Origin of the sequence: Janthinobacterium sp. DSP2-3-3 (assembly GCF_049897325.1) — a bacterium.
Lineage (GTDB): Bacteria > Pseudomonadota > Gammaproteobacteria > Burkholderiales > Burkholderiaceae_D > Janthinobacterium.
The window spans coordinates 86762-111462 of the sequence record NZ_JAFCWA010000013.1 but is presented as its reverse complement, the minus strand read 5'-3'; the positions used below and the strand labels follow the sequence as shown (position 1 = coordinate 111462).

Here is a 24701-nt window from a genome sequence, read left to right as displayed (position 1 = left end):
ACAGGAAACAGGGGGTGACACGCGTGTGACCAGCGGGTGGCCAAAGCCGATGCCGGGGTGCCGTGTGCGTGCTAAAAGAGGCTGTGGTTCAGGACTTTTAACAACGCTAGCGCCATGCAAATACATGGCACCAAATGTATTTAACCGAAAAAATCGATTACTTACGTTTAACTGGATGCGGGTGTAAAACCCAAGGAATTATTCACCACTCAGCGAGTGGGGAGTACTGCGAAGCAGAAGGTGAATCGCGGTGTAGCTGTTGTAAATATGACTCAAGTATAACGCAAAAAGCCAGCAAAGTCCAATGGCTTTCCAAATAGAAATGTGCTAGCAATGTTCGCTAGCGCACGGTCAAACGTGAAAGAGGCGAAAAGAGACATGTTTTCATCGTCTTTTCGCCCATCACTGCGACACGCTTCCTAGCACTAAACAGGGCGCCAGACAAGCGGGTGAAACGCCATCAAACTGACTCAGTAAACACCTTGCGCATCTTCTCGGCAATCTTGCCTTCGATGGTGGAGGCAAAGGCGCTGAGCATGAAGCCCAGCTTGATTTGCAGTTGCGCCTGCTCTTTTTCCAGCGTCAGCGAACCATCGACGCCGCTGCGCTCGAAGCGCAGCACATCGCCATCCCAGGCGCACGCCAGGTCATACTCCTGGGCCAGCTTGTCGGCCACTTGCTGCGCCGCTTCGCGCGCCTTTGCTGCTGTCAGCTTATGTTGCTGAACTATATTTATATCCGCCATCAAACGATCCTTTTATTAAAAACGGGGGCAATACGGCCAGCATCATACCAGCCGCCATGCGGCGGGCGCGACCATGCCCGGCACCGGCCTGGCAAAAAAAACGTCCGCCGCCCCACATGTCGTTTGCGCTGCATCAAACCGGACGCGCCGAAGCAGGACGACTATTCCAGTTCCAGTTGCGCGTGTCTTGGAGAGCTATCATGGACCAGAAAGTCATCGTGCCGGTCGAAGCCATATTGACCAAATGCGTGTCCCTGCCCGTCGGCTATGTCCCTACCCCATCGGCGCCCTACCGCCAGCACCGCAAGCATGCGCAACTGACCCTGCAGCCGGGCCCACCCCGCCTGAGCGAGGCAACGGCCCGCAACCTGGCCGCCGTGCCCATCGGTTCGCGCGTGCTGATCTGGAAACAAGACCCCTCCGTCAGCGACCTGGGCACGCGCAAGGCATTCCTGCCCGGCATGATCCTGCAAGGCCCGCGCGACGCGCGCATCACGTTTGGCGAACCGGGCATCGCGCAGGTCAGCCCGAATGCCTTCGGCGACTTCATCGTCTCACCCAACACAGACCAGTTCGATGCCGTGCATACGTTTGCCATCGTGCGCATGACGCTCACCATGTACCAGCGCGCGCTGGCCAGCAACGACACGGCGCCGCCACTGCCCTGGCAATGGAATAGCGCCAGCAATACGGCACCCCTGCGCGTATTTCCGCACGGCTTGCCCAATGTTATGAATGCGTATTACAGCCGCAGCGACAAAGCCCTCAAGTTCGGCGACTTCATCCCCAGCGGCGCCACCGAGCGCGTCTACACCTGCCGCTCGCTCGACATCGTCTCGCATGAAACAGGGCACGCCGTGCTCGATGGCCTCAAGCCGAATTGGTTGCTCAACAATAATCCACCGCAGACGGGCGGCCTGCACGAATCGTTCGGCGACCTGACAGCCATCTTCCTCGCCCTGTCGCAGCTGGACCAGGTGGAAGCGGTGATTGCCCAAACCAAGTCCGACCTGCACGACAGGACCTTCCTGGCCGACTTGGCTGAGCAGTTCGGCCTGGCCCTGGGCCGGCCAAACGGCTTGCGCAATGCCGACAACGACATCAAATTGTCGGAAGCGGGCACGGAAGTGCACGCCATCTCGCAAGTGTTTACGGGCGCCATCTACGACATCCTGGCCGACATCTTTGCCCACGAACGCCAGCCCCAGCTGGAAGACGATGCGGCCGTGCTGCACCGCTGCGCCGATTACCTGCGCAGTCTGGTCCTGCGCGCCCTGGTGGCATCTCCCGACCATGCGGCCACGTATGCCGACGTGGCCGGCCACATGCTGACGATCACCGAGGCCGACGGCAACGGCGCCTACCTGGACTTCATTCGCAACAGCTTCACCGTGCGCGAAGTGCTCAAGGCCCATGCCATGACAGAAGATGGCCAGATGAGCTTTGCCCCCGACGTCGTGGACGAGGACGGCGCCGTGCAAGACAGACGCGCCTGCTGCGGTACCATGAGCCATGCGGAATACAGCGAGTCGGATCAATTGCTCGAAGCGGAGCGCGAAGCGCTGGCCGCTTGGTGCCGCAGTTACGCCCCCCGATAAACGCCCTACGCCGCAGGCCCGCCAGCAGTCAGCCGCAGGCGATGGCGATGGCATGCCGCATCACGTCCCACCACCGTTCTCAAGAAGGAGCACCATGAAAATTTCAGCCCGCAGCAGCGGCGGCTTTGCCGGCCTGAGTGAACAGTATGACATCGATACGCAAGCCCATCCGGCTGGCCCCGGGCTGGAGGCGGCATTGGTCAGTAGCGGCTTTTTCACACACCAACAAGCCACGGGCGAACAAGTGGGCGCTGATATCCCCCACTGGAAGATCACCGTCGATGCGCCCGCCGCGCGCCGCACCATCACATTTGCCGAGGATGGCAGTGCAGAAAATGCACGTTGGCAACAGTTGTTAACGCAAATACGTGCCAGCGCCTGATTTTTCTGGCACGCATTTGGTATCGATCTTGATTTGAGTAAAACAAAAACACCACACGGCAAGATAGCACGCCGCCCGCCCTGCACCCTACCGCATCGGGCGACTGTCGCTTTCTTGCCCCGTTCGTCATGGCAACGTCCCGGATAGTCGCTGAATTGCACTCTCTGCGCGGCAACGGCAACGCGAAAAAATGAATTTGCTTATATGTATTGTATATAAGCGGGATTTGTGAGAAGTAGCGAATTGCCTTAAAATACTATGCTTTGCTTTAGTACGCGCCGCCGAGGTTCCTGCAGGCGTTACAGCACCTCCCCCAAATTGATAGGACTGTTATGACCCACGTTGTCACCGAATCCTGCATCGCCTGTCGCTATACCGACTGCGTCGATGTCTGCCCGGTAGATTGTTTCCGGGAAGGCCCGAACTTCCTGGCGATCGATCCGGACGAATGTATTGACTGCGCCGTCTGCGTGGCAGAGTGCCCGGTGAACGCGATTTTCGCGGAAGAAGACGTACCGGGCGACCAGCAAGCCTTCATCAAGATCAACGTCGATCTGGCCCGCAACTGGCCTTCGATCACCAAAACGAAGGCTGCCTTGCCGGAAGCCGAGCAATACAAGGACGTCAAGGACAAGCTCGACATGCTGGTGCGCTAAGCGCACGGCAGTTGCGGCGGCCATTCCGGCCGGAATATTCCTGCCGCAGGGGCGTGGCGACAAATAAATATACCAAAAGCAGCGGAAACGCTGCTTTTTTTTACTTTTAAGACATCGTTGTAGGTCTATCCACGCAAGTGTGGCGCGCTATCACATCGATGCGCAAACTATGGACCTATGCGCGGTAAAGCACATTTTGTCCTCAACAAATATCGTAGAATTGGATTATGATCTTTGAGCCGATATTGGCGCTTGGAATTAAACAAGGACTCTATATGCTTTACCAACTGCACGAACTGCAACGCTCTTTCCTCACTCCGGTGATGCAATGGGCAGACATGTCCTCCAAGTTATTTACCAACCCGGTTTCCCCACTGGCCCACACTCCGTTTTCGCAACGCATCGCAGCCGGCTATGAGCTGATGTACCGCCTTGGCAAAGACTACGAAAAACCGCAATTCGACATCCAATCCGTGCTCGTCCAAGGCGAGAGCGTCGACATCCGCGAACACGTTGTCGTGACAAAACCGTTTTGCCGCCTGATTCACTTCAAAAAAGAAGCCACTGGTTTGCAACAGCCCAAAGTTTTGCTGGTTGCCCCCCTGTCCGGTCACCACTCGACCCTGCTGCGCGATACCGTGCGCGGCTTGCTGGCCGAGCACGATGTTTACATCACTGACTGGACGGACGCGCGCATGGTACCGCTGACGGAAGGCCCGTTCCACCTGGACGATTACATTTATTATGTGCAAGAGTTCATCCGCCTGCTGGCGCCTGACTTGCACGTGATTTCCGTCTGTCAACCGACCGTGCCCGTGCTGGCTGCCATCTCGCTGATGGCAACGGCAAAAGATCCGCACATGCCGAAGACCATGACGATGATGGGCGGCCCCATCGACCCGCGTCGCTCGCCCACGCAAGTGAATAACCTGGCGACGGAAAAGAAATTCTCGTGGTTTGAAAACACCGTGATCTACGCGGTGCCGCCGAACTACCCTGGCTTTGGCCGCAAAGTGTATCCGGGCTTCCTGCAGCACGCCGGTTTCATCGCCATGAACCCGGGCCGCCACGCACAAAGCCACCGCGAGTTCTACATGCACCTGGTGACGGGCGATGACGAGCCGGCGGAAGGCCACCGCCAGTTCTACAACGAGTACAACGCCGTGCTGGACATGCCGGCCGAGTACTACCTGGAAACCATTAAAACGGTTTTCCAGGAATTCAGCCTGCCGATGGGCACCTGGAAAGTGGGCGGCCAACTGGTGCGTCCGCAAGACATCACGAATGTGGCGCTGTTTACCGTGGAAGGCGAACTGGACGACATTTCCGGCGCCGGCCAGACGCAGGCGGCGCATGATTTGTGTTCCGGCATCCCTGCCGAGATGCAGCAAGACTTCGTGGCGCCGAAATGCGGCCATTACGGCATCTTCTCGGGTCGCCGCTGGCGCGAGATCATTTGCCCGAAAATCGGCGAATTCATCCAGAAACACGGCTGATAGCCTTCGTTTCGATCAAAACGGCACGCCAGGCTACCCTGGCGTGCCGTTTTCTTTTATGCTCAGCTCATGTGCGCGACGTTTCGATTTTCACTGTCGGACGCGTATTGACAAAGATTTGCTCGACTCTCGGCTCACCTGGCCCCGGCTTCTTCATCGCGTAGCCATTCACGGGCTGCGAACGGTTCACCCACAGCGCGTAATACAGATGGTCTGCGCGCGGATCTTCCGTATTCGGGTGGATCAATATCGTCAGGCCCAGGCTGTTCAACTGCAGCCACGGCACGATCACGGGCAGCAAGTCATTGGTGAAGCCGAAATAAAACGAGGGCGTCACGTGCGGGCCGCGCGGCTCCAGGTTCCAGTCGCCCAGTTCAATCTGGAAGCGCTCGGCCGCCCACTTGCGTATCAGCACCGCCTTCTGATAGCTGTCTTCATCAAAATAGATGTGTGCGTGATAACTCTCGATATCCGTGTAGGCGCGCGGCTTGCGCGGCAAGGTTTCCTCGCCGGGCCGCACGCTGACAGGGCGCGGCGTGGGTGCCGTATCCGTATGCTCGCCCCACGGGCTTTTCCCGGGCGCCGACGGTTTTACGTCTTTCACGCGTTTTACCGCGCCATCCTGCGCCAGCGCCGAACCAGCCAGGCCCGAAGCGGCCAGCGCCGCCACCAGGCCACCGCCACGCAAGACCGTGCGGCGTTGCGGCGACAGCAGATTCGCCCATTCCAGATCGATGACCACGTGTTGATTTTTGTCAGACATAGAAGATTTCCTGTTCTTGATTATGTGGAGATAGAGATGGCAAATCAAAAGTGCATCGTGGCGCGGGCGTAGTAATAAGCACCAAGGGCGCCTAATGGCCCCGAGTTGTCGTACGCGCCCGTGTACTGCGCCAAATTCGACGCGCTGCGCGCTGCGCGCGGCACCTGACTTGGCTTCTGCTCAAACACATTGTTGGCGCCCACCGTCACGTTGATGCGCTTGCTGATGTCGTAGCCGACGCTGACATCCGTCACGAAGGCGGCCTTCAGCTGATAATCGCCGCCCGTGATGGCGTTCAGGCGCTTGAGCTTGCCATAGCGCGTCTCGCGCACGTTGAATACCCAGCCGGCTTCTTCATACGCCAGCGTGACGATCTCCTTGTCGCGCGGTGCGCGGTACAGCAAGTCGTACTCGGCCGATTTGCTCAAGGTGCCGATATTCGGCAATCCTTGCAGCACGGCGGGCAGTTGCGCTTTGCCTACCAGGCTCGTGTGATTGATATTGGCCGCCGCCGTCCAGCGCAACTTGCCCTCGGCCACGCGCAGCACATCCTCGGCCGTCAAGTCGATGCCGCGCGTGCGCGTGTCGCCCACGTTGGCAAAGTAATGCGCGACGAGGCCATTGCCCACCGTCAAGCCTGCCGAGCGCAGCAGGTTTTCAATGACCGTCGCTTGCGTGGCCGTCAGCGGCCGGCCGCTGCCATCAAGCGCCACGCCCGAGCTGCGGTCGATGCCGATGTTCGACGACACCCCCAGACGGTCGCTGACCTTGATTTGATATGCGTCAACGGCAAAGCGCAGGGTGGGCGTCGGATTGAAGGTCAGCCCGGCCGACAGATTCGTCGATTTTTCCGGCTTCAACGCTTGCGCGCCCAGGGCCCGCGCAGCGGTCGAATTCGGCTGCGCCAGAGTGTACGGCACGCCCGCATGGTCCGAAGTATTCGAATACGCTTGCGTCACCAGGCTCGGGGCATGGAAACCGTTGCTGACGGTGCCGCGCACGGCCACGGCGGGCGTGACGTCATAACGGGCAGACAAACGGCCCGTGGTCTTGCTGCCGAAATCGGAGTATTTCTCGGCACGCAGGGCCGTATCGAGCAGCAATTGCGGCGTCAGTTTGGCGCCCAGGCCCCCATATGCCGCATAGCTGTGGCGCGCCGTGTCGGAGGCATCGACGGGCAGGTAGCCAGCCAGCGCCGACGCGCCGCTGCCCTGCCAGGAAGCGGGTTCGCCCGGGCTGCGCTGCTGCGTTTCATGCGAATACTCGAAGCCGACGCTGAGGTCAGCCGGCTCGCTCAACCCCAGTTGCAGCGGGCGGCGCACGTCGACATTGGTGGTCGAACGGCTGTAGCGCTGATTGCCGATGTCAAAATCGGTCTTGCCACCCGGATAAGTCAGCGAGTAATTGGCCGAGTTTTCCACGCCCACGTCGATATCGTCGCGGCCGTAAGTGCTGCTGACATCCCAGCTCCAGCCGGCCGTCTCGCCCTTGATGCCGCCCGTCAGCGCAACATCGTTTTCGCTCGTCGTTTCATACGGCGTGAAACCGTCGGGATACACGGACAGCAAGCCGCGGTTGTTATTGAAAATGGTATTGGGCAGGCGGAAATTCTGCGCCGAGCGGGCATTGCGGTGAGCATACGTGCCAAAGCCGTACAGTTGCACCTCATTTGACACGTCATAGCCTAGGTTGGCGCTGAGCGAGGCAGTCGTGCTTTGCGGCACGCCCGTATTGCGCCATGGATTGCTGTTGCGCTTCGCTTCGGCCGGGTTCGGCGAGGCGCCGGCCGGCAAGCTGTTGTTCGGTCCCAATTTCACCAGTTGCCCATCGCTGTTGCGCACGGCCGGATAGGACAGATAAGCGGGATTCAGGCCGAAATTGCGCACGGCGATGCCCTGGCGCTGGACTTCGGCGCCGAAGTGGGCAAAGCCATGCTCGCCCAGGCGCGTGCCGCCATCGATGCGCACGGAACCGTTCGTGCCATCGCCATCGTAGGTGGAACCGAGCTGCGTGCCGAAGCTGCCCTTGTCATCAGATTTCAGGATGATGTTGATGACGCCGGCAATGGCGTCGGAACCGTAGATGGCCGAGGCGCCATCGCGCAAGATTTCCACGAGGGCAATGGCACCCGTGGGTATCAGGGCCAGGTCGGTGGCGACAGAACCGGGAAAGCCATCTTCATTGACGATGGCCGTGGTATGGCGGCGCTTGCCGTTGACCAGCACCAGGGTATGTGAGGGATCGAGGTTGCGCAACTGCCCGGCGCGCACGATGCTGCCCAGGTCGGGCTGTACGCGGGCTGGCAAGTTAAACGATGGCAAGGCCGTGTCCAGCGCATCGAGCAAATTCAATTTTCCGGTGGCCAGCAATTGCTGCGCGCTGATCACGTCGATGGGTGCGGCACTGTTGGCCACCGTGCGGCCCGTGCCGCGTGCGCCCGTGACGATGACGGTGTCAAACGGGGCACCAGCCAGCACGGCAGCATCGTCCGGCGTCGCTTGCGCATACGCTGCACCGGGCGCTGCCAGCACGAGCACGGCCAGCGAGACGGCGTGCGTCAGTTGCCGCAGGCGCGGGGTGGGGTCTTGCTTGTGAATCAGTTCCCGCATACGAAAACATCCTTTCAAAGTCGTCAACACAGTGGCCGGAGACTAAAGGATGGGCAAACAAACAAGAACGAATGGTTTCGTATTTAGATATTTCGTTTTGGCAATTAACAACAGAGACGTGGGACGTCAGGGGGAGGATGGGGCCGAGGCCAGGCTCTGGTCGAGGCGCTTCCAGTAATCGCGTTCCAGCCTGGCCGTATCGATGTCGCGCGCCGCCTCGTTGAAGCGTTTTTGCTGCGCGGCACCTTCGGCATCGCGCTGAAAGCACACATGCACGGGGCGTTCCTTGAAGACAGTATCGATGATGGCGATGCGCTCGCGCTCGGCCTTGCTGAAGTTGCGTCCCATCAGCAGGTGCTGCAGAACATGGCGCTCGATGACGATCACGCGGTAACGCTTGATGAACAGTTTCTTCAGATTCGTGGCGTCGTTCAAGCCCTCCTCCGTCTTCAGTTCGCCACGCGCCACCATGCCATCGAACTGTTCGCCATTTGAATAGCCGGCCACGGTGCCGATGCGCAGCTTGCCCAGATCGGCCAGGGTGGCGCCGGGAACGCCATCTTCCTTCAGGTAGGCCAGTACGCCTTGCGTATTGCCAACCGGAACAGAGAAGTGACAGAGTTTTTCCCGTTCGGGCGTGCGCCAGACGGCCAGGAAACCCGCGTAGCGGGGACTGGCCAGGCCAAACTGCATGGCGCGCTTCCATGGAAAATACTCATATTTGACGACATAGCCCATGCGTTCGAAGATGGCGCTGACCATCGCCCCGGACATGCCATCGGCAAGCAGACTGCCGGTTATGAACGGTGGCCAGTCTTCCGCAGCGAAGCGAACGATACGTGAGCTGGCAACACCCGGTGCCGCCATAGGGGCACCAGCCTGCTCGTGCGCAAGGGCAAGTGCAAGTGTAGAGTGCATGAAGAAACAGAAGGGCAAACCAACTGTTCGGAGGAAACGCATGTTTTGCTCCTATGGCCTGGCGCGCCGTGTAGTGCAGGCTCGGCAACAGGACTGGCGGTCGGCTTTTTTTAATCACAGGCTTGATAAAAATCATGCTCCCACAAAAAAAAGAAATTTCAAAGTTGTTTATTTGCACTTTGACATTCCTGAGGGAAATAAAATACGATTGCGGCGCGCTTGCAACAGCCCGCCACGGCACACGCTATCCCCTCTCACGACACAGGTTTTTACTTGCTGGCGGCCCAGATGGCCGATAATGATGTTTTACCGTGGAAGATGACCGTGCCGCATCCCGCCTCTCCCTCACTTGCCGACCAGATCGAAGACTTGCTGCCGCAAACGCAATGCACCAAATGCGGCTACAACGGCTGCCGCCCGTATGCGGAAGCGATCGCCGCAGGCAATGCCGACATCAACCAGTGCCCACCGGGCGGCACGCAAGGCATCGTGCGCCTGGCCAACTTGCTGGGCAAAAAGATCATTCCTCTCAATCCCGTCAATGGCCTCGAACGTCCGCGATCTGTCGCTTACATCGATGAATCGCTGTGTATCGGCTGTACCCTGTGCATCCAGGCCTGTCCCGTGGACGCCATCGTCGGTGCCGCCAAGCAGATGCATACGGTGGTCACCGATCTGTGCACGGGCTGCGACCTGTGCGTGGCGCCCTGCCCCGTCGACTGCATCGTGATGTATCCCGTCAGCGCCGACGCCACCGGTTGGGATGCCTGGAGCCAGGTTGAGGCTGACGACGCGCGCGCGCGCCACGATTTCCGCACGCAGCGGCTGCGCCGCGAAGCCGATGCCAACGACGCGCGCCTAGCCGCCAAGGCCGTCGCCAAGATGCAGGAAGTGACGCAGGAAGTGCCCGTCACGCCCGACGAACAGGCGGAAAAGGAGCGCAAGCGCGCCATCATCGCCGCCGCCATGGAGCGCGCGCGCGCCAAGGCTGCCGCCAGCGCCGCCGCCCAGACAGAAGCGCCCGCCCCCAACGCCCCGAAAAAAGACGCATGAACGCTGCCAAACGCCTGGAAATCTTTACGCGCTTCCGCGCCGCCAATCCTTCGCCGAAAACGGAACTCGAGTACACGACGCCGTTCGAGCTGCTGATCGCCGTGCTGCTGTCGGCGCAGGCGACGGACGTGTCCGTCAACAAGGCCACCCGCTTGCTGTATCCGGTCGCCAATACGCCAGCCACAATACTGGCGCTGGGCGTCGACGAGCTGGCCAGCTACATCCGCACCATCGGCCTGTTCCGCACCAAGGCGAAGAACGTCATCGCCACCTGCCAGATCCTGCTCGAGCAGCACGGCGGCGAAGTGCCACGCGACCGTGCCTCGCTGGAAGCCTTGCCCGGCGTGGGCCGCAAGACGGCGAATGTGGTCATGAACACGGCGTTTGGCGAACCGACCATGGCCGTCGACACGCATATCTTCCGCGTCTCGAACCGCACCGGCATCGCGCCAGGCAAGAATGTCGATATCGTCGAGCAAAAACTGCTGAAATTCGTGCCCAAGGAATTCCTGCACGACGCCCACCACTGGCTCATCTTGCACGGCCGCTACACGTGCATGGCCCGTAAACCGCAATGTTGGAACTGCATGATTGCCGACCTGTGCGATTACAAGAGCAAGTCACCGATGCCGGCTGTGGTCTGACAACATCCCTTTACAAACGGCGACACCATGTTGTATACGACATTAGATATCCTGACTTGTCCCGCCTGCCGCCTGCCCCTGCACAGCAACACGCCAGCCGGGGCATCGGCACCGTTGCTGGAAGCAGTATTGCGCTGTCCGGCGTGCGCCATTGACATTCCCGTCATACAGGGCTTTGCGCTCTTCACGGAAGCGCGGCAAGGCTGCAATGCCCAGATGCTGTCGGCGCTGCGTGCCCAGCTGACGCCCAGCGCCGATTATCTGTCCTTCATGCACCGCCGCCATGTGCGCCGTATTCCCGACCGCTACGCCGCCTTCCAGCCGTTCAATGAATCGACCCGCGCCTTTTATGCCTTGCTGGACCTGGCCAGGGAGCAATTGCAAGCAGGCGACCTCATCCTCGATACCTGGGGCCGCACGGGCTGGAGTGGCGAGATGCTGGCGGCGGCGTTTCCCCAGCAACATGTCATTTCTGTATGGGAAGGCAATTTCGATGTGCTCGGTTACATGGGATACGCTCACTGGCTGCCCGCAGGGCAGCGCGCGCCCAACCATGACATCATTTTCTTGCCACCGGGCAGTCCCATGCCTTTTCGCGATGGCACATTTGCGCTGATTCATGGCCTCGATTCACTGCATCGCTATGCACCATTGACCTTTGCTGGCGAGATGCTACGCATCGCCCGTAGCGACGCGCCGATCATCTTCCCGCACGTACACATGGCCAATAGCCAGCCCGCGCCCTACTTCGAGCGCGGCGGTAACATCCTTCACGGCCGGAGCTATCAGCAGCGTTTTGATGCTGCGCAAGCACGCGGCGCACGCAAGACGCTGGTGATGTCGGAAGTGACCCTGTTCGACGTCAGAGGACAGTTGCATGGCGAGCCGGACACTGCACATTACAACGGTCTGGTGGCGCTGGTGCCGCCCGCATGGGAAGGAGCCCCCCTGCGCCAGGCCGACCTCGACCTGGCCTTGCCCGCATCACGCGCCGTCATCAATGCCCTGCTACGACTCGACAGCCTGAATGGCTGCGCCGTGCCCGATACCGATGCGCTGGGCGGCCTGATGCAAGACTTGCTGCTGCGCCACCCGTGCTATGCGGAACGCCTGGCGCGCCTGGGGCCCCAGAAACTGAGCGCCGAGCAATTGCAGATCCTGTTCCAGCTGGGCCAGCTACGTACCTTGGACGAGGCTGCACAACGGCTGAATTTGCCGGTGGAATACGTGTGCCAGCAAGCAAAGAGCATGGCCGCGACCGAACTGCTGCAGATGGCCCCCATCAGTGGCGCCATGGCCCGTTTGCAGTCCTACTATGCAAGCCAGATCGTACGCCCCCTGCCGCAGGAAGAAACCTTCGAATATCTGTGGCAACGACTGCCGGCGCTGTACCAGCAACGCCCGCTATTGCTGTGTGGCATGGACGACAGCGCGTTTGGCTGGGCGGAAGTCGAGCTACTCGTGCCGGCATTGCAACGGGGCTTGCTGGCGACGGGTGTGCAAGCAGGTGACCGCATCGTGATGCTGTGCGCACACCATCCTGAAGCGGTACTGCTGAGCTGGGCCAGCTGGCGCATCGGTGCGGTCGTGGTTCCTTTGCGCAAGGAATTGGCGGACACACCCGCCTTGTTGCAGCCTTTGCTGGAACGCATCGCTCCCGCCTTGCTGGTGCTGGACCACCCCCGTCACAGCGCCGCCGCCCTGGCGACATGCCCGGCGCTGTTGCTCGACGATATAGCCCAGGATGCCACGGCGGCCTTGCCGCCAAGCTGTGCCTTGCCTGAACTGTCGGCCTTGCTGGAAGGCTGGATGGCGCTGCCGCCCACACCGGAGTTGTCCGGCCATGGCATCCACCCCGATGATCCTGCCGTGATTTTGTTTACCTCCGGCAGCACCGGCACGCCCAAGGGTGTCGTGCACAGCCAGCGCTCACTATTGCAAAGCGGCCAGCTGGCGGCCACGCAATTTGGCTGGCACGACGGCGACATATTGCTGTCACTGGGCGACTGCAATACCATGAGTGGCTTGCGCAACCCCATGGTCGCCGCCCTGTTTGCCGGTGCCAGCGTGTATCTGGCCGATGAAAACGAACGAGGGAATGTCAGCAAGACCTTGCAGGCCGTGCAACGCCATGGCATTACCGTGCTGGCGACAGGTCCCGCCTGGCTTGCCATGCTGCAACGGCTACCGGCACACCTGACCCAGCACCCGGCCAGCCTGCGGCAAATCGTTTCCACTGGCGCGCCCCTGCAAACGTCACTACACACGGCATTGAGCGAGCGCATGCGACTCACGATCATCGATTACTATGGGCTGACGGAGACGGGCGGCCTATGCATGCTGTTCCAGCACGCGCCCGGTGCCAGTCAAGCGTGCGGTCGTCCCGCAGGCGCCGTGCTGCAAATTTGCGATGGCAAGGGCCTGCCACTCGGACCGGCGCAGGCAGGTGAACTACGCGTGCACAGCAACCAGCTGATGAGCGCGTACTGGGGCGATCCCGCGCAAACCGCCGCCATTGCCCGCGACGGCTGGATCTACACGGGCGACATCGCCAGCCATGATGGCCTGGGCAACATCACCCTGCTAGGCCGACACGATGACCGGCTCAAGAACGAATATGGCGACATCATCCATCCCGCCCCGCTCGAACACGCCATGTGCAGCCATCCGCTGGTACGGCAAGCAGCCGTCACCGCCGGACCGCAAGGCTTGCTCGGCATGCTGGTGGTCGAAGATGGCTTCGACTTGCCCGCTTTTGTCGCCTTTTGCCGTCAACACCCGCAAATCGACGCCTTTCCCCGCGAACTGCGCCTACAAGCAGCCTTGCCCTACACCGCGGCAGGAAAACTCGACCGTCGCGCACTGGCCCATTCAATCTTACAGTAACAGACAGGCACGCCATGTTTCAGATCCGTCCCACGCCTACGCATACGCCATTTCTGATCGCTTCCAGAACACTCGGTCACGCCGATCTGGAAGAACAACTGCTGAAAGTGGCAGCCAGGCTGATCGCCAGCGAACTGCAACATAAACGCGTGCTACTGATGGTACGCGACGATCTGGCATTTGCGCCCTTGCTGCTCGGCTGCATGCGGGCCGGCGCCATTCCCTTGCTGCTCGATCCGGGCACCTCTGTGCGGCAGGTCAAGGATATGTTGCAACACACGCACATCGATGCCGTCATTGCCGATGCCGATGCGATCGAGCTATGGCGCACCCAGGATCTGCCCTTGCCGCCGCAACAAATCCGCGTCGGTGCGGTCCAGGCCAAGGGAGCGCTGTTGAGCAAATTGCTAGGGCGACGACCACCCGCAGACCTGGACAATTGGCCCGGCCTGCTGGCAGCCCCAGCGCCGGCGCCTTTGCCGCCCGCACGGCACGATGGGCCCGCCTACGTCGTATTCACGTCGGGCAGCACGGCCCGGCCGAAAGGCGTGGAAATGCACTGGCCTGCCCTGCTTGCACACCTGCAGACCATAGTCGAACACTACGCACTGACGCCCGCTTCCCGCCTGCTGAATCTGATGCCGCTATCGCACGCCGATGGCCTGGTGCAAGGCGTGCTGCTGGCTTACCAGCGGGGCTGCACCCTGGTGCGTCCCGCGCCCTTCAGCATCGTCGCCATCGAGACCATTTTGATTGCCATTTACCGCGAACAGGTGACCCATCTGATTGCCGCGCCGACAGCGCTGGCTCTGCTGCAGCAATATGGCGCCCACCTGGCGGAAAACTTCGACAATGGTCATTTCCGCTTCGCCATTTCCTGCAGTGCTCCCCTTAGTCCAGCCACCTGGACCAGCTTCAGTCAGTGTTTCAAGGTAAAACTCATCAATACCTATGGTTTGAGCGAAACGGGTACCTGCGGCCTGTATGCGGGACCGGATGCCGCCAGCCACAAGATCGGCAGCGTGGGCGTGCCGCGCGACATGCTGGCCAAAATCGTGCGCGACGATGGCGGTGAGGCCGGCTGCGATGAAGCAGGAGAACTGTGCTTGCAAGGAGCCAACCTGATGCATGGCTATCTTGATAATCCGCAAGCAACCGCTGCCGTGCTGCGCGACGGCTGGCTGCATACGGGCGACCTGGCACGGCGCGACAGCGACGGCGTGTACTGGATCACCGGGCGCCTCAAGGACGTGATCATTTGCGGCGGCTACAATCTGTCGCCGGAAGCCATCAACAGCGTACTGATGCAGCACCCTGCCGTGCTGGAAGCGGCGACGGTGGCATTGCCAGACCCGACATGGGGAGAAATCCCCGTCGCCTGCGTGGTGCTGCGCCCAGGCATGGAAGCGGATCACCAGCAACTGCTGCAGCATTGCGCCCAGTATCTGGGGGCACACGAATTGCCGAAACGCATCAGCCTGACTGGCCAGTTGCCGCGCACGCCGTCCGGCAAGGTCATTACGGCACAGTTACAGCACGCACTATCGGTGAGCCCGATGGTGGCCAGCGCACACGGCAATCAGCAGGAAGACATTTTTGCACTGGCCGCGAGCCTGTTCAACTTGCCAACAGACGTACTCAAGGGTGATTCAGGTCCCGCCAATACGCCAGGCTGGGATTCGCTGGCGCACATCAACTTCGTCATCGGCCTGGAAACCCTGTTCAGGGTACGCCTGAGCCCATCGGATGTGGTGCACATGGAAACGATGGACGCCACCGTGCAACTGATCCAGCGGCTGACGCGCTGAGATGGCAAGCGCACCGCCTCTGCGTATCTGGCTGTACAGTGCACTCTTGGTCGCGGGCATCCTTGCCCTGATTTCGCTGCCGCGCTGGTCACCCTGGCGCAAGCCGGATCATGCCATTGCCGATCATACACACCAGTTTCTCGATGCACCGTCGACCGATGGCAAGTTGCGCGTGCTGGGCCTGGGCTCATCCCTGCTATGGGCCGCCACGCCACCTGCACTGGCACAGGTGGCGATGCCTGGCATCGACTGGATGCGCATGACCAAGCCCAGTGCCGGCATGGGTTATTTGGAACCCAGCCTGGAGATCATTGAGCAAAATCCACCTGATATTCTTATCATTGAAGCAAATCTGCTATTACCAGATCAAAACGACACAACGATGGATGAACTGCGGCAGGATTTTATGTTGGCGGCGAAGACAATCGTCTACCGAATTACAGGAAACGCGGGGCTTGTCGTACCACCACAGGCGTATGTAGCATTGGTTGACCAACGTGAGCCTGCTCAATGTAACGCCATTCCATCCTACATGCGGCGGCATGTGACGTTAAACAATGCCGCCAATGTGCAAACCATGTTTAACAACACGGCCGTCAACCGGCAGCTAACTGACCGGCTACAACGCCTAGCACAACGAGGCGTACGCATCGTCGTCCTGGAGCTGCGCCGCTCTGAACTAGTGGAGCAATTTATTATGCAGAAAAAACAGGAATGGCTTTTCCGTTTACGACAAGCACTGCCACCGAGCCACCATATTCATTACCTCACATCACCCACTTATGCACAGCAAGATCTGTATTGCGACGGCAGCCATATGAACGCGGCTGGCGCACACCTGTTCGCCCTTTGGTGGGCCGCGCAATTACAGCAACTGCGGGACGAACGTTAACATGGTGTGGATGACAACCTTCGGCATGCTGAACATGCTGGTGCTGATCCCGCTCTACTGGCGCCTGCCGCCTGCGTGGCGGCCCTGGCTGCTGACGCTGGGCGGCGCCATCTTGCTATGGAATGACGGTGGGGACAGCGTGGCAGCCTGGAGCGCCTTGCTGGCCTGGTTTGCCTTCATCTGCGGTCCGCAATGGCGCCACCCGGCCCTGATGCAAACGCTGGGGCTGACCGGCGTGCTGCTCGCCTTTATCGTTTACCAATATGCCAAAGCCAGCCACGGCCTGGCCGCTTACCTGGGCTACGCCTTCGTCTCGCTCAAAGCCTGGCACCTGATCGCCGAGCATGGCGATGGCATCGCGCGCGATGGCCGCGCTGGCACTACGCTGGGCTATCTGCTCTTCCCGCCCACCCTGGCCGTCGGTCCGGTCCAGCGTTACGATGCGTTCCGCATGGAACTATTGCGCGCGCGGTGGGACAGGCAACTCGCTTCGCAAGCCTTGCAGCGCATGCTATACGGCTATTGCAAGGTGGTTTTACTCGCAGGGTATATTCTCAATTCCAAATTCAACACGCTGAATCTGTCCACCGGAAACGCCTGGCTTGATGCCTACTTGCCGCTAGTGGGCTATGGCTTGAACCTGTACTGGCAATTCTCGGGCTATTGCGATATCGCCATCGGCTTTGCCGCGTTGCTGGGAATACGCGTGCCGGAAAACTTCCATTTCCCCTTTGCCGCCCGTAACCTGTCCGATTTCTGGCGCCGCTGGCACATCACGGTGTCGGAGTGGTGCCGCGATTTCGTTTTCCGGCCCATCCTCTCGCGCACGCGGCACTATCTGTTTGCCAGCCTGGGCAGCATGATCGTGCTGGGCTTGTGGCATGAACTGTCGCCGCGCTACCTGGCCTGGGGCCTGTTCCACGGCGCCGGACTGGTCATCGTCCATCTGTGGGGCAAGCACATGCCATGGGCCGAGAAGCTGCGCCGCTATGCCCTTTGGCGCGCAGTCTGCTGGTTTATGACCTTGCAGTTTGTCATCCTCAGCTTCGCGCTGACGTCGACCAGCGATTTGCAGGCGGCCTGGTCTTGCCTGACGGTGCTGTTCGCACTACTGTTACCTGGGAGTTAAGGTGTACCAATTTCTCTTGCGCTACCTGCCGGCACCTGTCGTACACGGGCTCTTCACGCTATGGTATGGGGGATTGCTGCTGCTGCTGTGGCTGAAATGGCCGCAGGCCCTGGGCATGGGTTTTCGTTACGGCCAGCTATAAGAGCATGTCCGTTTGCGCCAGATTAAAGAATAGATCAGATAGCGGCCCACACTAGCCAGACACGCGAGAGCTTCGGGGGCCTGGCTCCTGTGCATCCATGAACCGCTGACCATCGAGCACCTGTCCGCGCAACTGTTTGAGCGACGCCACGATCTGCCTGCCTGGTTGTACGTCCTTGCCGGACTGGCATTCCTTTCCATCACGGGCTACGGCCTGTGGGACCGCACGCAACTGAAGTACTACACCCTCTTCGTCGAAACCAGTGCGGGCAGTTCGAGCCTGCTGCAGTCACGCGACAAGGAGGGCATCTGGCCATCGCGCAGGCCATCATCAACGTCATGAAAAACCGCCAGACGGCGGCGACCTATCACGTCAATGTGGACCAGTCGAAGGTCACCTCCGGCGACGAATTCAGCAACATAGGCAGTGGCGCCAGCATCGCCAACCGTTCAGAGATAAAACACTAGGAGGACATATGGGCAACCATTTCAGCGGCATCGGCGCCGGCGCCACCATCGACGGCCGTGTTTTCCGCCCGGGCCTTGCAAACCTGAAAGCATCGCGAGGATGATGCAAGTTTGCAGGGCAGTCGATGCTTACAGCAACACCATATTGTCACGATGAATCAGCTCATGGCCTTCCATGTAGCCGAGAATCACCTCGATCTCGGCAGAGGGCTTGCGCATGATGCGGCGCGCTTCGCCGCTCGTGTAGTTGGACAGGCCGCGCGCCACGGGCACGCCGGCGGCATCGACGCAGGTGATCACGGCACCGCGGCCGAATTCGCCGTTCACGCCCGTCACGCCGATCGGCAACAGGGACTTACCTTCCTGGCGCAGCTTTTGTACGGCGCCCGCGTCCAGCACGACGGCGCCAGCCGTGTGCAGATGATCGGCCATCCACTGCTTACGCGCTGTCAATTGCCCTGTTTGCGCCAGCAACTGCGTACCGATCGCTTCGCCCTGGGCCAGCCGGCTGAGCACATCGCTGTCGCGGCCCCAGGCGATGATCGTGTGGGCACCGGACTTGGCGGCGCGCTTGGCGGCGAGGATTTTCGTCAGCATGCCGCCACGGCCCAGGCTGCTGCCGGCACCGCCCGCCATCGCTTCCAGCGCCGGATCGCCGGCGATGCCTTGCGTGATCAGGTAAGCGTTCGGGTCCTTGCGCGGGTCGGCAGAAAACAGGCCGTGCTGGTCAGTCAGGATGACCAGCGCATCGGCCTCGATCAGGTTGGCCACCAGGGCGCCCAGAGTGTCGTTGTCGCCGAACTTGATTTCATCGGTGACGACGGTGTCGTTTTCATTGATGATCGGCACCACGCCCAGGCGCAGCAGGGTCGTCAGGGTAGAACGGGCATTCAGGTAGCGTTCGCGGTCGGCCAAGTCGGCGTGCGTCAGCAGCACTTGCGCCGTGCCCAGCTGGTGGGCGCGGAAGCTGCTTTCATAGATTTGCGCCAGGCCCATCTGACCGACGGCGGCACAGGCCTGCAATTCGTGGATATCGGTGGGGCGCCGCTCGAAACCGAGGCGCAGCATGCCTTCGGCGATGGCGCCGGAGCTGACCAGCACGACTTCCTTGCCCAGGGCGCGCAAGCCGGAAATCTGCGCAGCCCAGCGCGCGATGGCGGCATGGTCGAGTCCACGGCCATCGTTGGTGACCAGCGAGGAGCCGACTTTGATGATGATGCGGGTAGCTTTTTGAATCACGGAATCCATGGGGCGGCGCTCTTCCCTTAATAGACGTCAGCGCGCAGGACGCAGCAGCAGCAAGGCCAGCCCCGCCGTCAGCTCGATTGCGCACATGAACAACACAAAACCCTGGGGCAAGCCGAAGCTGATGGCCGCGTACAAACGGCCGGCGGGCTGCGCCAGGACCAACATTGCAGTGATATCGCCGAGGATGGGCGGTTCGCCCTGCCGTGCTGCGAACAGCGCCAGGAGCGCGGTAGCGCCCCAGACACCGACATGGGAAGCGTAGAACTGGCTGTAGCCATTGACGCCATTGAGGAAGATGCCCATGCCGGCCGCCATTGCATCGGCGAACAGCAGGCAGGCGACCGCGCTCAGCCCGTAAGCATACGCGATCAGATGCAATACACGGCGCTGCCACGCTTGCTTGCGCGATGACGCGACAGCGACCGCCTGTACTGACATCAGGATACAGCCTTAGTCGATAATCTTGAAACGCGGATCATCCGGGTCGATCGACGAGATACCGCGTGCTTCTTCGGTCATCTGCGTTTCTTCGGCACGGCTTTCGCTGTGTTTCTTCGCTTCCAGATGTTGATAAATCGCATTCACCAGTTCCGGGCAACCTTGATGGTTCAGCGCGGAGATCTCGAAGACGGGACCTTTCCAGGCGAAACGCTTGAGAAAGTCCTTCACCAGCTTCTTACGGTCTTCTTCCGGCACCATGTCGAGCTTGTTCAACACCAGCCAGCGCGGCTTGTCAACCAGCGACTCGTCGTATTTTTTCAGTTCCTTGACCAGCGCCTTGGCTTCCTTGACAGGATCGACGTTGGTTTCAAACGGCGCCAGGTCGACGATGTGCAACAGCAGACCCGTGCGCTGCAAGTGACGCAGGAACTGATGGCCCAGGCCCGCGCCTTCGGAAGCGCCTTCGATCAAGCCGGGAATATCGGCGATCACAAAGCTCTTCTCGTGCGACACGCGCACCACGCCCAAGTTCGGGTGCAGAGTGGTAAATGGGTAATCGGCAATTTTCGGGCGCGCATTTGAGACGGCCGAAATGAAGGTCGACTTGCCGGCGTTCGGCATGCCCAGCAGGCCCACGTCAGCCAGCACTTTCAGTTCCAGGCGCAGTTCGCGGCGTTCGCCTTCCTTGCCCTCGCCTTTTTGGCGTGGCGCACGGTTGGTCGAGGACTTGAAGTGAATATTGCCCCAACCGCCTTCGCCGCCCTTGGCCAGCATTTCGATCTGGCCGTGTTCGGTCAAATCGGCCAGGATTTCGCCGCTCGCGTTGTCGATGATCAAGGTGCCGACCGGCATGCGCAGATGGATATCATCCGCGCCCTTGCCATAGCAATCTGCGCCACGGCCAGGCTCGCCATTGCGAGCCTTGTGCATTTTGGAGAAGCGGAAATCGACGAGCGTGTTGATATTGCGGTCGGCGACTGCCCAAATGGTGCCGCCCTTGCCGCCATCGCCGCCATCGGGACCGCCGAAAGGCCGGAATTTTTCACGACAGAAAGAGGCGCAGCCGTTGCCGCCATCGCCCGCGATGACTTCGATTTTTGCTTCGTCGATAAACTTCATAATTTTGCCGCCATAAAACTAAAAAGGCTCTACCTTGGGCAGAGCCTTTCGATTGAAGGCTTGCGCCTTACATCATGCGATCACAGCGGAGCGAACTGGCGCCCCGCGATGAATTACGCTGGTACTGCTGCGTTAGGTACAACGGTCACGAATTGCTTCGAACCGGCGCCTTTGACAACGAACTTCACTTTGCCCGCGATCAGCGCGAACAACGTGTGGTCCTTGCCCATGCCTACGCCTTCGCCGGCGCGCACTGGGGTGCCGCGTTGACGAATGATGATGCCGCCAGCATTGATAGCTTGGCCGCCGTAGACTTTAACGCCCAGACGTTTTGATTCTGAATCACGGCCGTTTCGCGTTGTGCCGCCGCCTTTTTTATGTGCCATTTAAGACTCCTTGATAGCTGATTAATTCAAACAGCGGCGATTAGCCGTTGATCGAAACGATTTGGATTTCGGTAAAATTCTGGCGATGGCCTTGATGCTTTTGGTAATGCTTACGACGACGCATCTTGAAAATTTTGACCTTATCATGGCGACCATGCGCCACAACCGTAACCAGTACCGTTGCACCTTCGACCAATGGCGCACCAAATTTAATGGTGTCGCCCGCGCCTACTGCGAGAACTTGATCGATGGTGATTTCGGAACCAATGTCTGCCGGTATCTGTTCTACTTTAAGTTTTTCGCCAGCGACAACTTTGTATTGTTTGCCACCGGTTTTTATGACCGCGTACATGATTTGAAACCTCATCAAATGTTGAAAGAATTTGTCCCACTGCCACGCAAAGCAAGCCGTACACAACAGGGAGAACCAGCGATTATACACGGACTGATAAATCGCGTCAAAAACTATTCACAAAGACTGATGATCGTGGTATGTCGACAACCTGACCATCATGTCAGGCTTGCGCCAGGCGGACAGAAAAGCGCGCGCCAGTGCCAACAAGGTCAAACAATTGCTCTACAGTCATAGGCAAACATCACGCTCGCGCAAGCCATGTCGTATAATCGCCGCACCCACAATCTAATGCAGGTTCGCCTTGTCTGACGCTAACAAACACGTTAACCAAAACACCATCGTGCAAACGATTGCCGCCGATATGGACGCAGTCAATACGGTGATCCGCCAAAAACTGCACTCCGATGTGATTCTGATCAATCAAATCGCTGAATACATCATCAGTGCAGGCGGCAAACGCATCCGTCCCGTGCTGATTTTGCTGGTGGCCAATGCCCACGCCTATCGCGGCACGGCGCACCATGAACTGGCTGCCGTGGTCGAATTCATCCATACCGCTACCCTGTTGCACGACGATGTCGTCGATGAATCGTCGATGCGCCGCGGACGCCAGACGGCCAACGCACTGTTCGGCAATGCCGCCTCGGTGCTGGTGGGCGATTTCCTGCATTCGCGCTCGTTCCAGCTGATGGTATCGCTAAATAATATGCGCGTCATGCAAATCCTCTCCGACGCCACCAACGTGATCGCCGAAGGCGAAGTGCTGCAGTTGCTGAACATGCACGATCCGGACGTGACGCAAGACAGCTACCTGAACGTCATCCGCTCGAAGACAGCCAAGCTGTTCGAAGCATCGGCGCAACTGGGCGCCCTGATCGCCGGCGCCAGCGAAGACGATATCGAAGCGGCTGCCGAATACGGCCGCTCGCTGGGCACAGCATTCCAGCTGATCGACGACGTGCTCGACTATGCGGGCGACGCCACCGAAATCGGCAAGAATGTGGGCGACGACTTGCGCGAAGGCAAGCCGACCATGCCGCTGATCTGGCTGATGGAAAACGGCACGCCGGCACAGCGCGAACTGGTACGCAGCTGCATCGAACAGGGCGACGAACAGCATTTCGACGCCATCCTGGCCGCCATCACCAGTAGCGGCGCCCTCGACTACACGCGCAAGCAGGCGGAAATCGCCGGCCAGCGCGCCGCCGATGCCATCTCCGGCTGGCCGGACAGTGTCTACAAGCAATCCATGCTGCAACTATGCTCGTTTGCCGTCGACCGCAATCACTGATCGCGTTTTACTCGATACAATACAAAACGGCGCCACTGGCGCCGTTTTTTGATTGCATCCCTACTTACGCTCATGCTCCATGGCCGCGCCCGCCAATGCGCGCACGATGGCCGGCTCCGCTTCCAGCCGTTCGCTGTAGCGGCTACCCAGATAATCGCGGCGATCGCGTACCAGCAGGGTGAATTTGTACAACTCCTCCATCACATCGACCAGGCGCTCGTAGTACGGCGACGGCTTCATGCGGCCCGCATCGTCGAATTCCTGATACGCCTTGGCTACCGAAGACTGGTTCGGAATAGTCACCATGCGCATCCAGCGTCCCAGCACGCGCAAGCCGTTGACGGCATTGAACGATTGCGAACCGCCCGACACTTGCATCACTGCAAGGGTTCGTCCCTGCGTGGGCCGCACGCTGCCCGATTCCAGCGGCAGCCAGTCGATCTGCGATTTGAAGACTCCCGTGACAGCGCCATGCCGCTCGGGACTGCACCACACCTGCCCTTCCGACCAGAGCGACAGCGCGCGCAGTTCCTGCACTTTCGGATGTTCGGGCGACACGCTGTCGACCATGGGCAAGCCATGCGGATCGAACACACGCGTGTCGGCGCCAAAGTGGCGCAAGATGCGCTCCGCTTCCAGGGTCAGCAGCTTGCTGTACGAGCGTTCGCGCAGCGAGCCATACAGGAGCAGGATGCGCGGCGCGTGGGTGGAAACCGTGACTGGCGCCAATTTATCCAAGCTGGGCAAGTCCAGGTGCGCGGCGCTGATGTTGGGCAACTCATTGGGTAAATCGTCCATCTCAGGCCACCGGCTTGCCGTCGGCGCCCACCACGGCCTGGCCATCTTCCTTGGCAAAGGCGCCTTGCTGCGGCAGCGGCAGGATGTCCAGCACCTTTTCCGACGGCCGGCACAGGCGCACGCCCAGTTCCGTGACGACGATGGGACGATTGATCAAAATAGGATGGGCTTGCATAGCATCGAGCAGGGCCGCATCGCTCAGCTCAGGATTGGCCAGGCCCAGCTCGTCATACAGGGCGCCCTTGTCGCGCATCACCGCGCGCACGGACAAGCCCGCACGCTTGATCAAGTCGACCAGCTCGTCACGCGAAGGCGGGTTCTTGACGTAATCGATGATAACGGGTTCGACGCCCGTGTTGCGGATCAGGGCCAGGGTGTTGCGCGAGGTGCCGCAAGCCGTGTTGTGATAGATCGTGATCGTCATGTCGTCGTTTCCTTCAATAAATGTGGTTCGCTGACGCAACAAGGGGCGCCGGCGCAGCAGTTCTCGGTCAAAAAGGCCAGCAAGCCGTTCATGCCCGCATAGTTGGCCGCATAGATGATGGAGCGGCCCGCCTTGCACGCCGTCACCAGATTGGCGTGCGCCAGTTCTTTCAAGTGAAACGACAGCGACGAGGGCGCAATGGCCAGCGCTTCGGCAATTTTCGTCGCGGCCATGCCTTGCGGCCCCGCTTGCACCAGCAGGCGGAACACGGCCAGCCGCGATTCCTGTGCCAGCGCAGCCAGGGCCACGATGGCGGAAGCACTCGTCAGCGGTGTCGCCGGGTCAGTGATCGTCTTTTCATTTTTCATAATTCAATAATACTCGAATTATTGAATCATTTCAAGCGACATGCCTTAGCTACATGCCTTACCTACATGCCTTACCCACGTAT

The 24701-nt window shown here is 60.0% G+C and carries 25 protein-coding genes; 13 read left to right on the top strand and 12 right to left on the bottom strand.

Annotation, left to right across the window (positions count from 1 at the left end; genetic code table 11):
- Nucleotides 1–460 precede the first annotated feature (460 nt).
- Nucleotides 461–745 (bottom strand): polyhydroxyalkanoic acid system family protein, encoded by a 285-nt coding sequence (locus tag ACP7DE_RS23100; RefSeq protein ID WP_099760480.1) that lies wholly within the window; start codon nucleotides 743–745, stop codon nucleotides 461–463.
- Between the two features lie 200 nt (nucleotides 746–945).
- Here ACP7DE_RS23100 and ACP7DE_RS23095 point away from each other — a divergent pair, with 200 nt between their 5' ends.
- The 4 genes from ACP7DE_RS23095 (at nucleotide 946) to ACP7DE_RS23080 (ending at nucleotide 4877) form a co-directional block, all read left to right on the top strand.
- Nucleotides 946–2343 carry a hypothetical protein gene (locus ACP7DE_RS23095; RefSeq protein ID WP_426074276.1) on the top strand — a complete coding sequence of 466 codons (1398 nt, stop codon included), beginning with the start codon at nucleotides 946–948 and terminating at the stop codon, nucleotides 2341–2343.
- 94 nt (nucleotides 2344–2437) lie between these two features.
- Nucleotides 2438–2725: a protealysin inhibitor emfourin gene (locus tag ACP7DE_RS23090; RefSeq protein ID WP_426074275.1), complete on the top strand. Its 288-nt coding sequence runs from the start codon at nucleotides 2438–2440 to the stop codon at nucleotides 2723–2725.
- 332 nt (nucleotides 2726–3057) lie between these two features.
- Nucleotides 3058–3381: a ferredoxin FdxA gene (fdxA, locus tag ACP7DE_RS23085; RefSeq protein WP_010395176.1), complete on the top strand. Its 324-nt coding sequence runs from the start codon at nucleotides 3058–3060 to the stop codon at nucleotides 3379–3381.
- A 275-nt stretch (nucleotides 3382–3656) separates the two neighbouring features.
- The gene (locus ACP7DE_RS23080; RefSeq protein ID WP_070260064.1) at nucleotides 3657–4877 is read left to right on the top strand and encodes a polyhydroxyalkanoate depolymerase; all 1221 of its coding nucleotides are present in this window, start codon (nucleotides 3657–3659) and stop codon (nucleotides 4875–4877) included.
- 67 nt (nucleotides 4878–4944) lie between these two features.
- On the opposite strand, the gene ACP7DE_RS23075 is transcribed toward ACP7DE_RS23080, so the two are convergent.
- The 3 genes from ACP7DE_RS23075 to ACP7DE_RS23065 form a co-directional block, all read right to left on the bottom strand.
- A complete protein-coding gene (locus ACP7DE_RS23075) occupies nucleotides 4945–5640 on the bottom strand; it encodes a DOPA 4,5-dioxygenase family protein (RefSeq protein WP_426074274.1) in 696 nt (231 codons plus the stop codon).
- 44 nt (nucleotides 5641–5684) lie between these two features.
- Complete coding sequence (locus ACP7DE_RS23070) at nucleotides 5685–8249, bottom strand: TonB-dependent receptor plug domain-containing protein (protein WP_426074273.1); 2565 nt, start codon at nucleotides 8247–8249, stop codon at nucleotides 5685–5687.
- Between the two features lie 126 nt (nucleotides 8250–8375).
- Nucleotides 8376–9116: a substrate-binding periplasmic protein gene (locus ACP7DE_RS23065; RefSeq protein WP_426074272.1), complete on the bottom strand. Its 741-nt coding sequence runs from the start codon at nucleotides 9114–9116 to the stop codon at nucleotides 8376–8378.
- Nucleotides 9117–9455: 339 nt separating this feature from the next.
- Between ACP7DE_RS23065 and rsxB the strand changes: the two genes are divergently transcribed.
- The 8 genes from rsxB (at nucleotide 9456) to ACP7DE_RS23025 (ending at nucleotide 18188) form a co-directional block, all read left to right on the top strand.
- Nucleotides 9456–10220, top strand: a complete 765-nt coding sequence (gene rsxB, locus ACP7DE_RS23060) for an electron transport complex subunit RsxB (protein ID WP_426074271.1) — start codon at nucleotides 9456–9458, stop codon at nucleotides 10218–10220.
- Nucleotides 10217–10864 (top strand): endonuclease III, encoded by a 648-nt coding sequence (gene nth / locus ACP7DE_RS23055; protein WP_426074270.1) that lies wholly within the window; start codon nucleotides 10217–10219, stop codon nucleotides 10862–10864. Before rsxB ends, nth begins: the two co-directional genes overlap by 4 nt.
- Nucleotides 10865–10891: 27 nt before the next feature.
- On the top strand, nucleotides 10892–13750 hold the full coding sequence (locus ACP7DE_RS23050; RefSeq protein WP_426074269.1) for an AMP-binding protein: 2859 nt from the start codon (nucleotides 10892–10894) through the stop codon (nucleotides 13748–13750).
- 14 nt (nucleotides 13751–13764) lie between these two features.
- Nucleotides 13765–15558: an AMP-binding protein gene (locus tag ACP7DE_RS23045; RefSeq protein WP_426074268.1), complete on the top strand. Its 1794-nt coding sequence runs from the start codon at nucleotides 13765–13767 to the stop codon at nucleotides 15556–15558.
- A 1-nt stretch (nucleotide 15559) separates the two neighbouring features.
- The gene (locus ACP7DE_RS23040; RefSeq protein WP_426074267.1) at nucleotides 15560–16450 is read left to right on the top strand and encodes a hypothetical protein; all 891 of its coding nucleotides are present in this window, start codon (nucleotides 15560–15562) and stop codon (nucleotides 16448–16450) included.
- A 1-nt stretch (nucleotide 16451) separates the two neighbouring features.
- Nucleotides 16452–17579, top strand: coding sequence for an MBOAT family O-acyltransferase (locus tag ACP7DE_RS23035; protein ID WP_426074266.1), 1128 nt, complete (start codon nucleotides 16452–16454; stop codon nucleotides 17577–17579).
- Between the two features lies 1 nt (nucleotide 17580).
- Nucleotides 17581–17721 carry a hypothetical protein gene (locus tag ACP7DE_RS23030; protein ID WP_426074265.1) on the top strand — a complete coding sequence of 47 codons (141 nt, stop codon included), beginning with the start codon at nucleotides 17581–17583 and terminating at the stop codon, nucleotides 17719–17721.
- A 338-nt stretch (nucleotides 17722–18059) separates the two neighbouring features.
- Nucleotides 18060–18188 carry a hypothetical protein gene (locus ACP7DE_RS23025; RefSeq protein WP_426074264.1) on the top strand — a complete coding sequence of 43 codons (129 nt, stop codon included), beginning with the start codon at nucleotides 18060–18062 and terminating at the stop codon, nucleotides 18186–18188.
- Between the two features lie 129 nt (nucleotides 18189–18317).
- Here the strand turns inward: ACP7DE_RS23025 and proB are convergent, their stop codons facing one another.
- The 5 genes from proB to rplU all read right to left on the bottom strand — a co-directional run bounded on the left by proB (nucleotide 18318) and on the right by rplU (nucleotide 21734).
- Nucleotides 18318–19436 (bottom strand): glutamate 5-kinase, encoded by a 1119-nt coding sequence (gene proB / locus ACP7DE_RS23020; RefSeq protein ID WP_426074263.1) that lies wholly within the window; start codon nucleotides 19434–19436, stop codon nucleotides 18318–18320.
- A gap of 27 nt (nucleotides 19437–19463) precedes the next feature.
- Nucleotides 19464–19874 carry a hypothetical protein gene (locus ACP7DE_RS23015; protein WP_426074262.1) on the bottom strand — a complete coding sequence of 137 codons (411 nt, stop codon included), beginning with the start codon at nucleotides 19872–19874 and terminating at the stop codon, nucleotides 19464–19466.
- A gap of 12 nt (nucleotides 19875–19886) precedes the next feature.
- Entirely contained in the window at nucleotides 19887–20996 is a 1110-nt protein-coding gene (gene obgE / locus ACP7DE_RS23010; RefSeq protein WP_101484030.1) for a GTPase ObgE, read from the bottom strand.
- 113 nt (nucleotides 20997–21109) lie between these two features.
- Complete coding sequence (gene rpmA / locus ACP7DE_RS23005; RefSeq protein WP_010395157.1) at nucleotides 21110–21382, bottom strand: 50S ribosomal protein L27; 273 nt, start codon at nucleotides 21380–21382, stop codon at nucleotides 21110–21112.
- Nucleotides 21383–21422: 40 nt separating this feature from the next.
- Nucleotides 21423–21734 carry a 50S ribosomal protein L21 gene (rplU, locus tag ACP7DE_RS23000; RefSeq protein ID WP_038500602.1) on the bottom strand — a complete coding sequence of 104 codons (312 nt, stop codon included), beginning with the start codon at nucleotides 21732–21734 and terminating at the stop codon, nucleotides 21423–21425.
- A 304-nt stretch (nucleotides 21735–22038) separates the two neighbouring features.
- Here rplU and ispB point away from each other — a divergent pair, with 304 nt between their 5' ends.
- Complete coding sequence (gene ispB / locus ACP7DE_RS22995) at nucleotides 22039–23028, top strand: octaprenyl diphosphate synthase (protein WP_426074260.1); 990 nt, start codon at nucleotides 22039–22041, stop codon at nucleotides 23026–23028.
- Between the two features lie 60 nt (nucleotides 23029–23088).
- Here the strand turns inward: ispB and arsH are convergent, their stop codons facing one another.
- From arsH to ACP7DE_RS22980, 3 genes are read right to left on the bottom strand one after another with little or no spacing between them, the layout of a single operon-like run.
- Complete coding sequence (arsH, locus tag ACP7DE_RS22990; protein ID WP_426074258.1) at nucleotides 23089–23826, bottom strand: arsenical resistance protein ArsH; 738 nt, start codon at nucleotides 23824–23826, stop codon at nucleotides 23089–23091.
- Between the two features lies 1 nt (nucleotide 23827).
- Nucleotides 23828–24250 carry an arsenate reductase (glutaredoxin) gene (gene arsC, locus ACP7DE_RS22985; RefSeq protein WP_426074257.1) on the bottom strand — a complete coding sequence of 141 codons (423 nt, stop codon included), beginning with the start codon at nucleotides 24248–24250 and terminating at the stop codon, nucleotides 23828–23830.
- Complete coding sequence (locus tag ACP7DE_RS22980; RefSeq protein WP_426074256.1) at nucleotides 24247–24618, bottom strand: ArsR/SmtB family transcription factor; 372 nt, start codon at nucleotides 24616–24618, stop codon at nucleotides 24247–24249. The genes arsC and ACP7DE_RS22980 overlap by 4 nt, the downstream gene beginning before the upstream one ends.
- Between the last annotated feature and the right edge of the window lie 83 nt (nucleotides 24619–24701).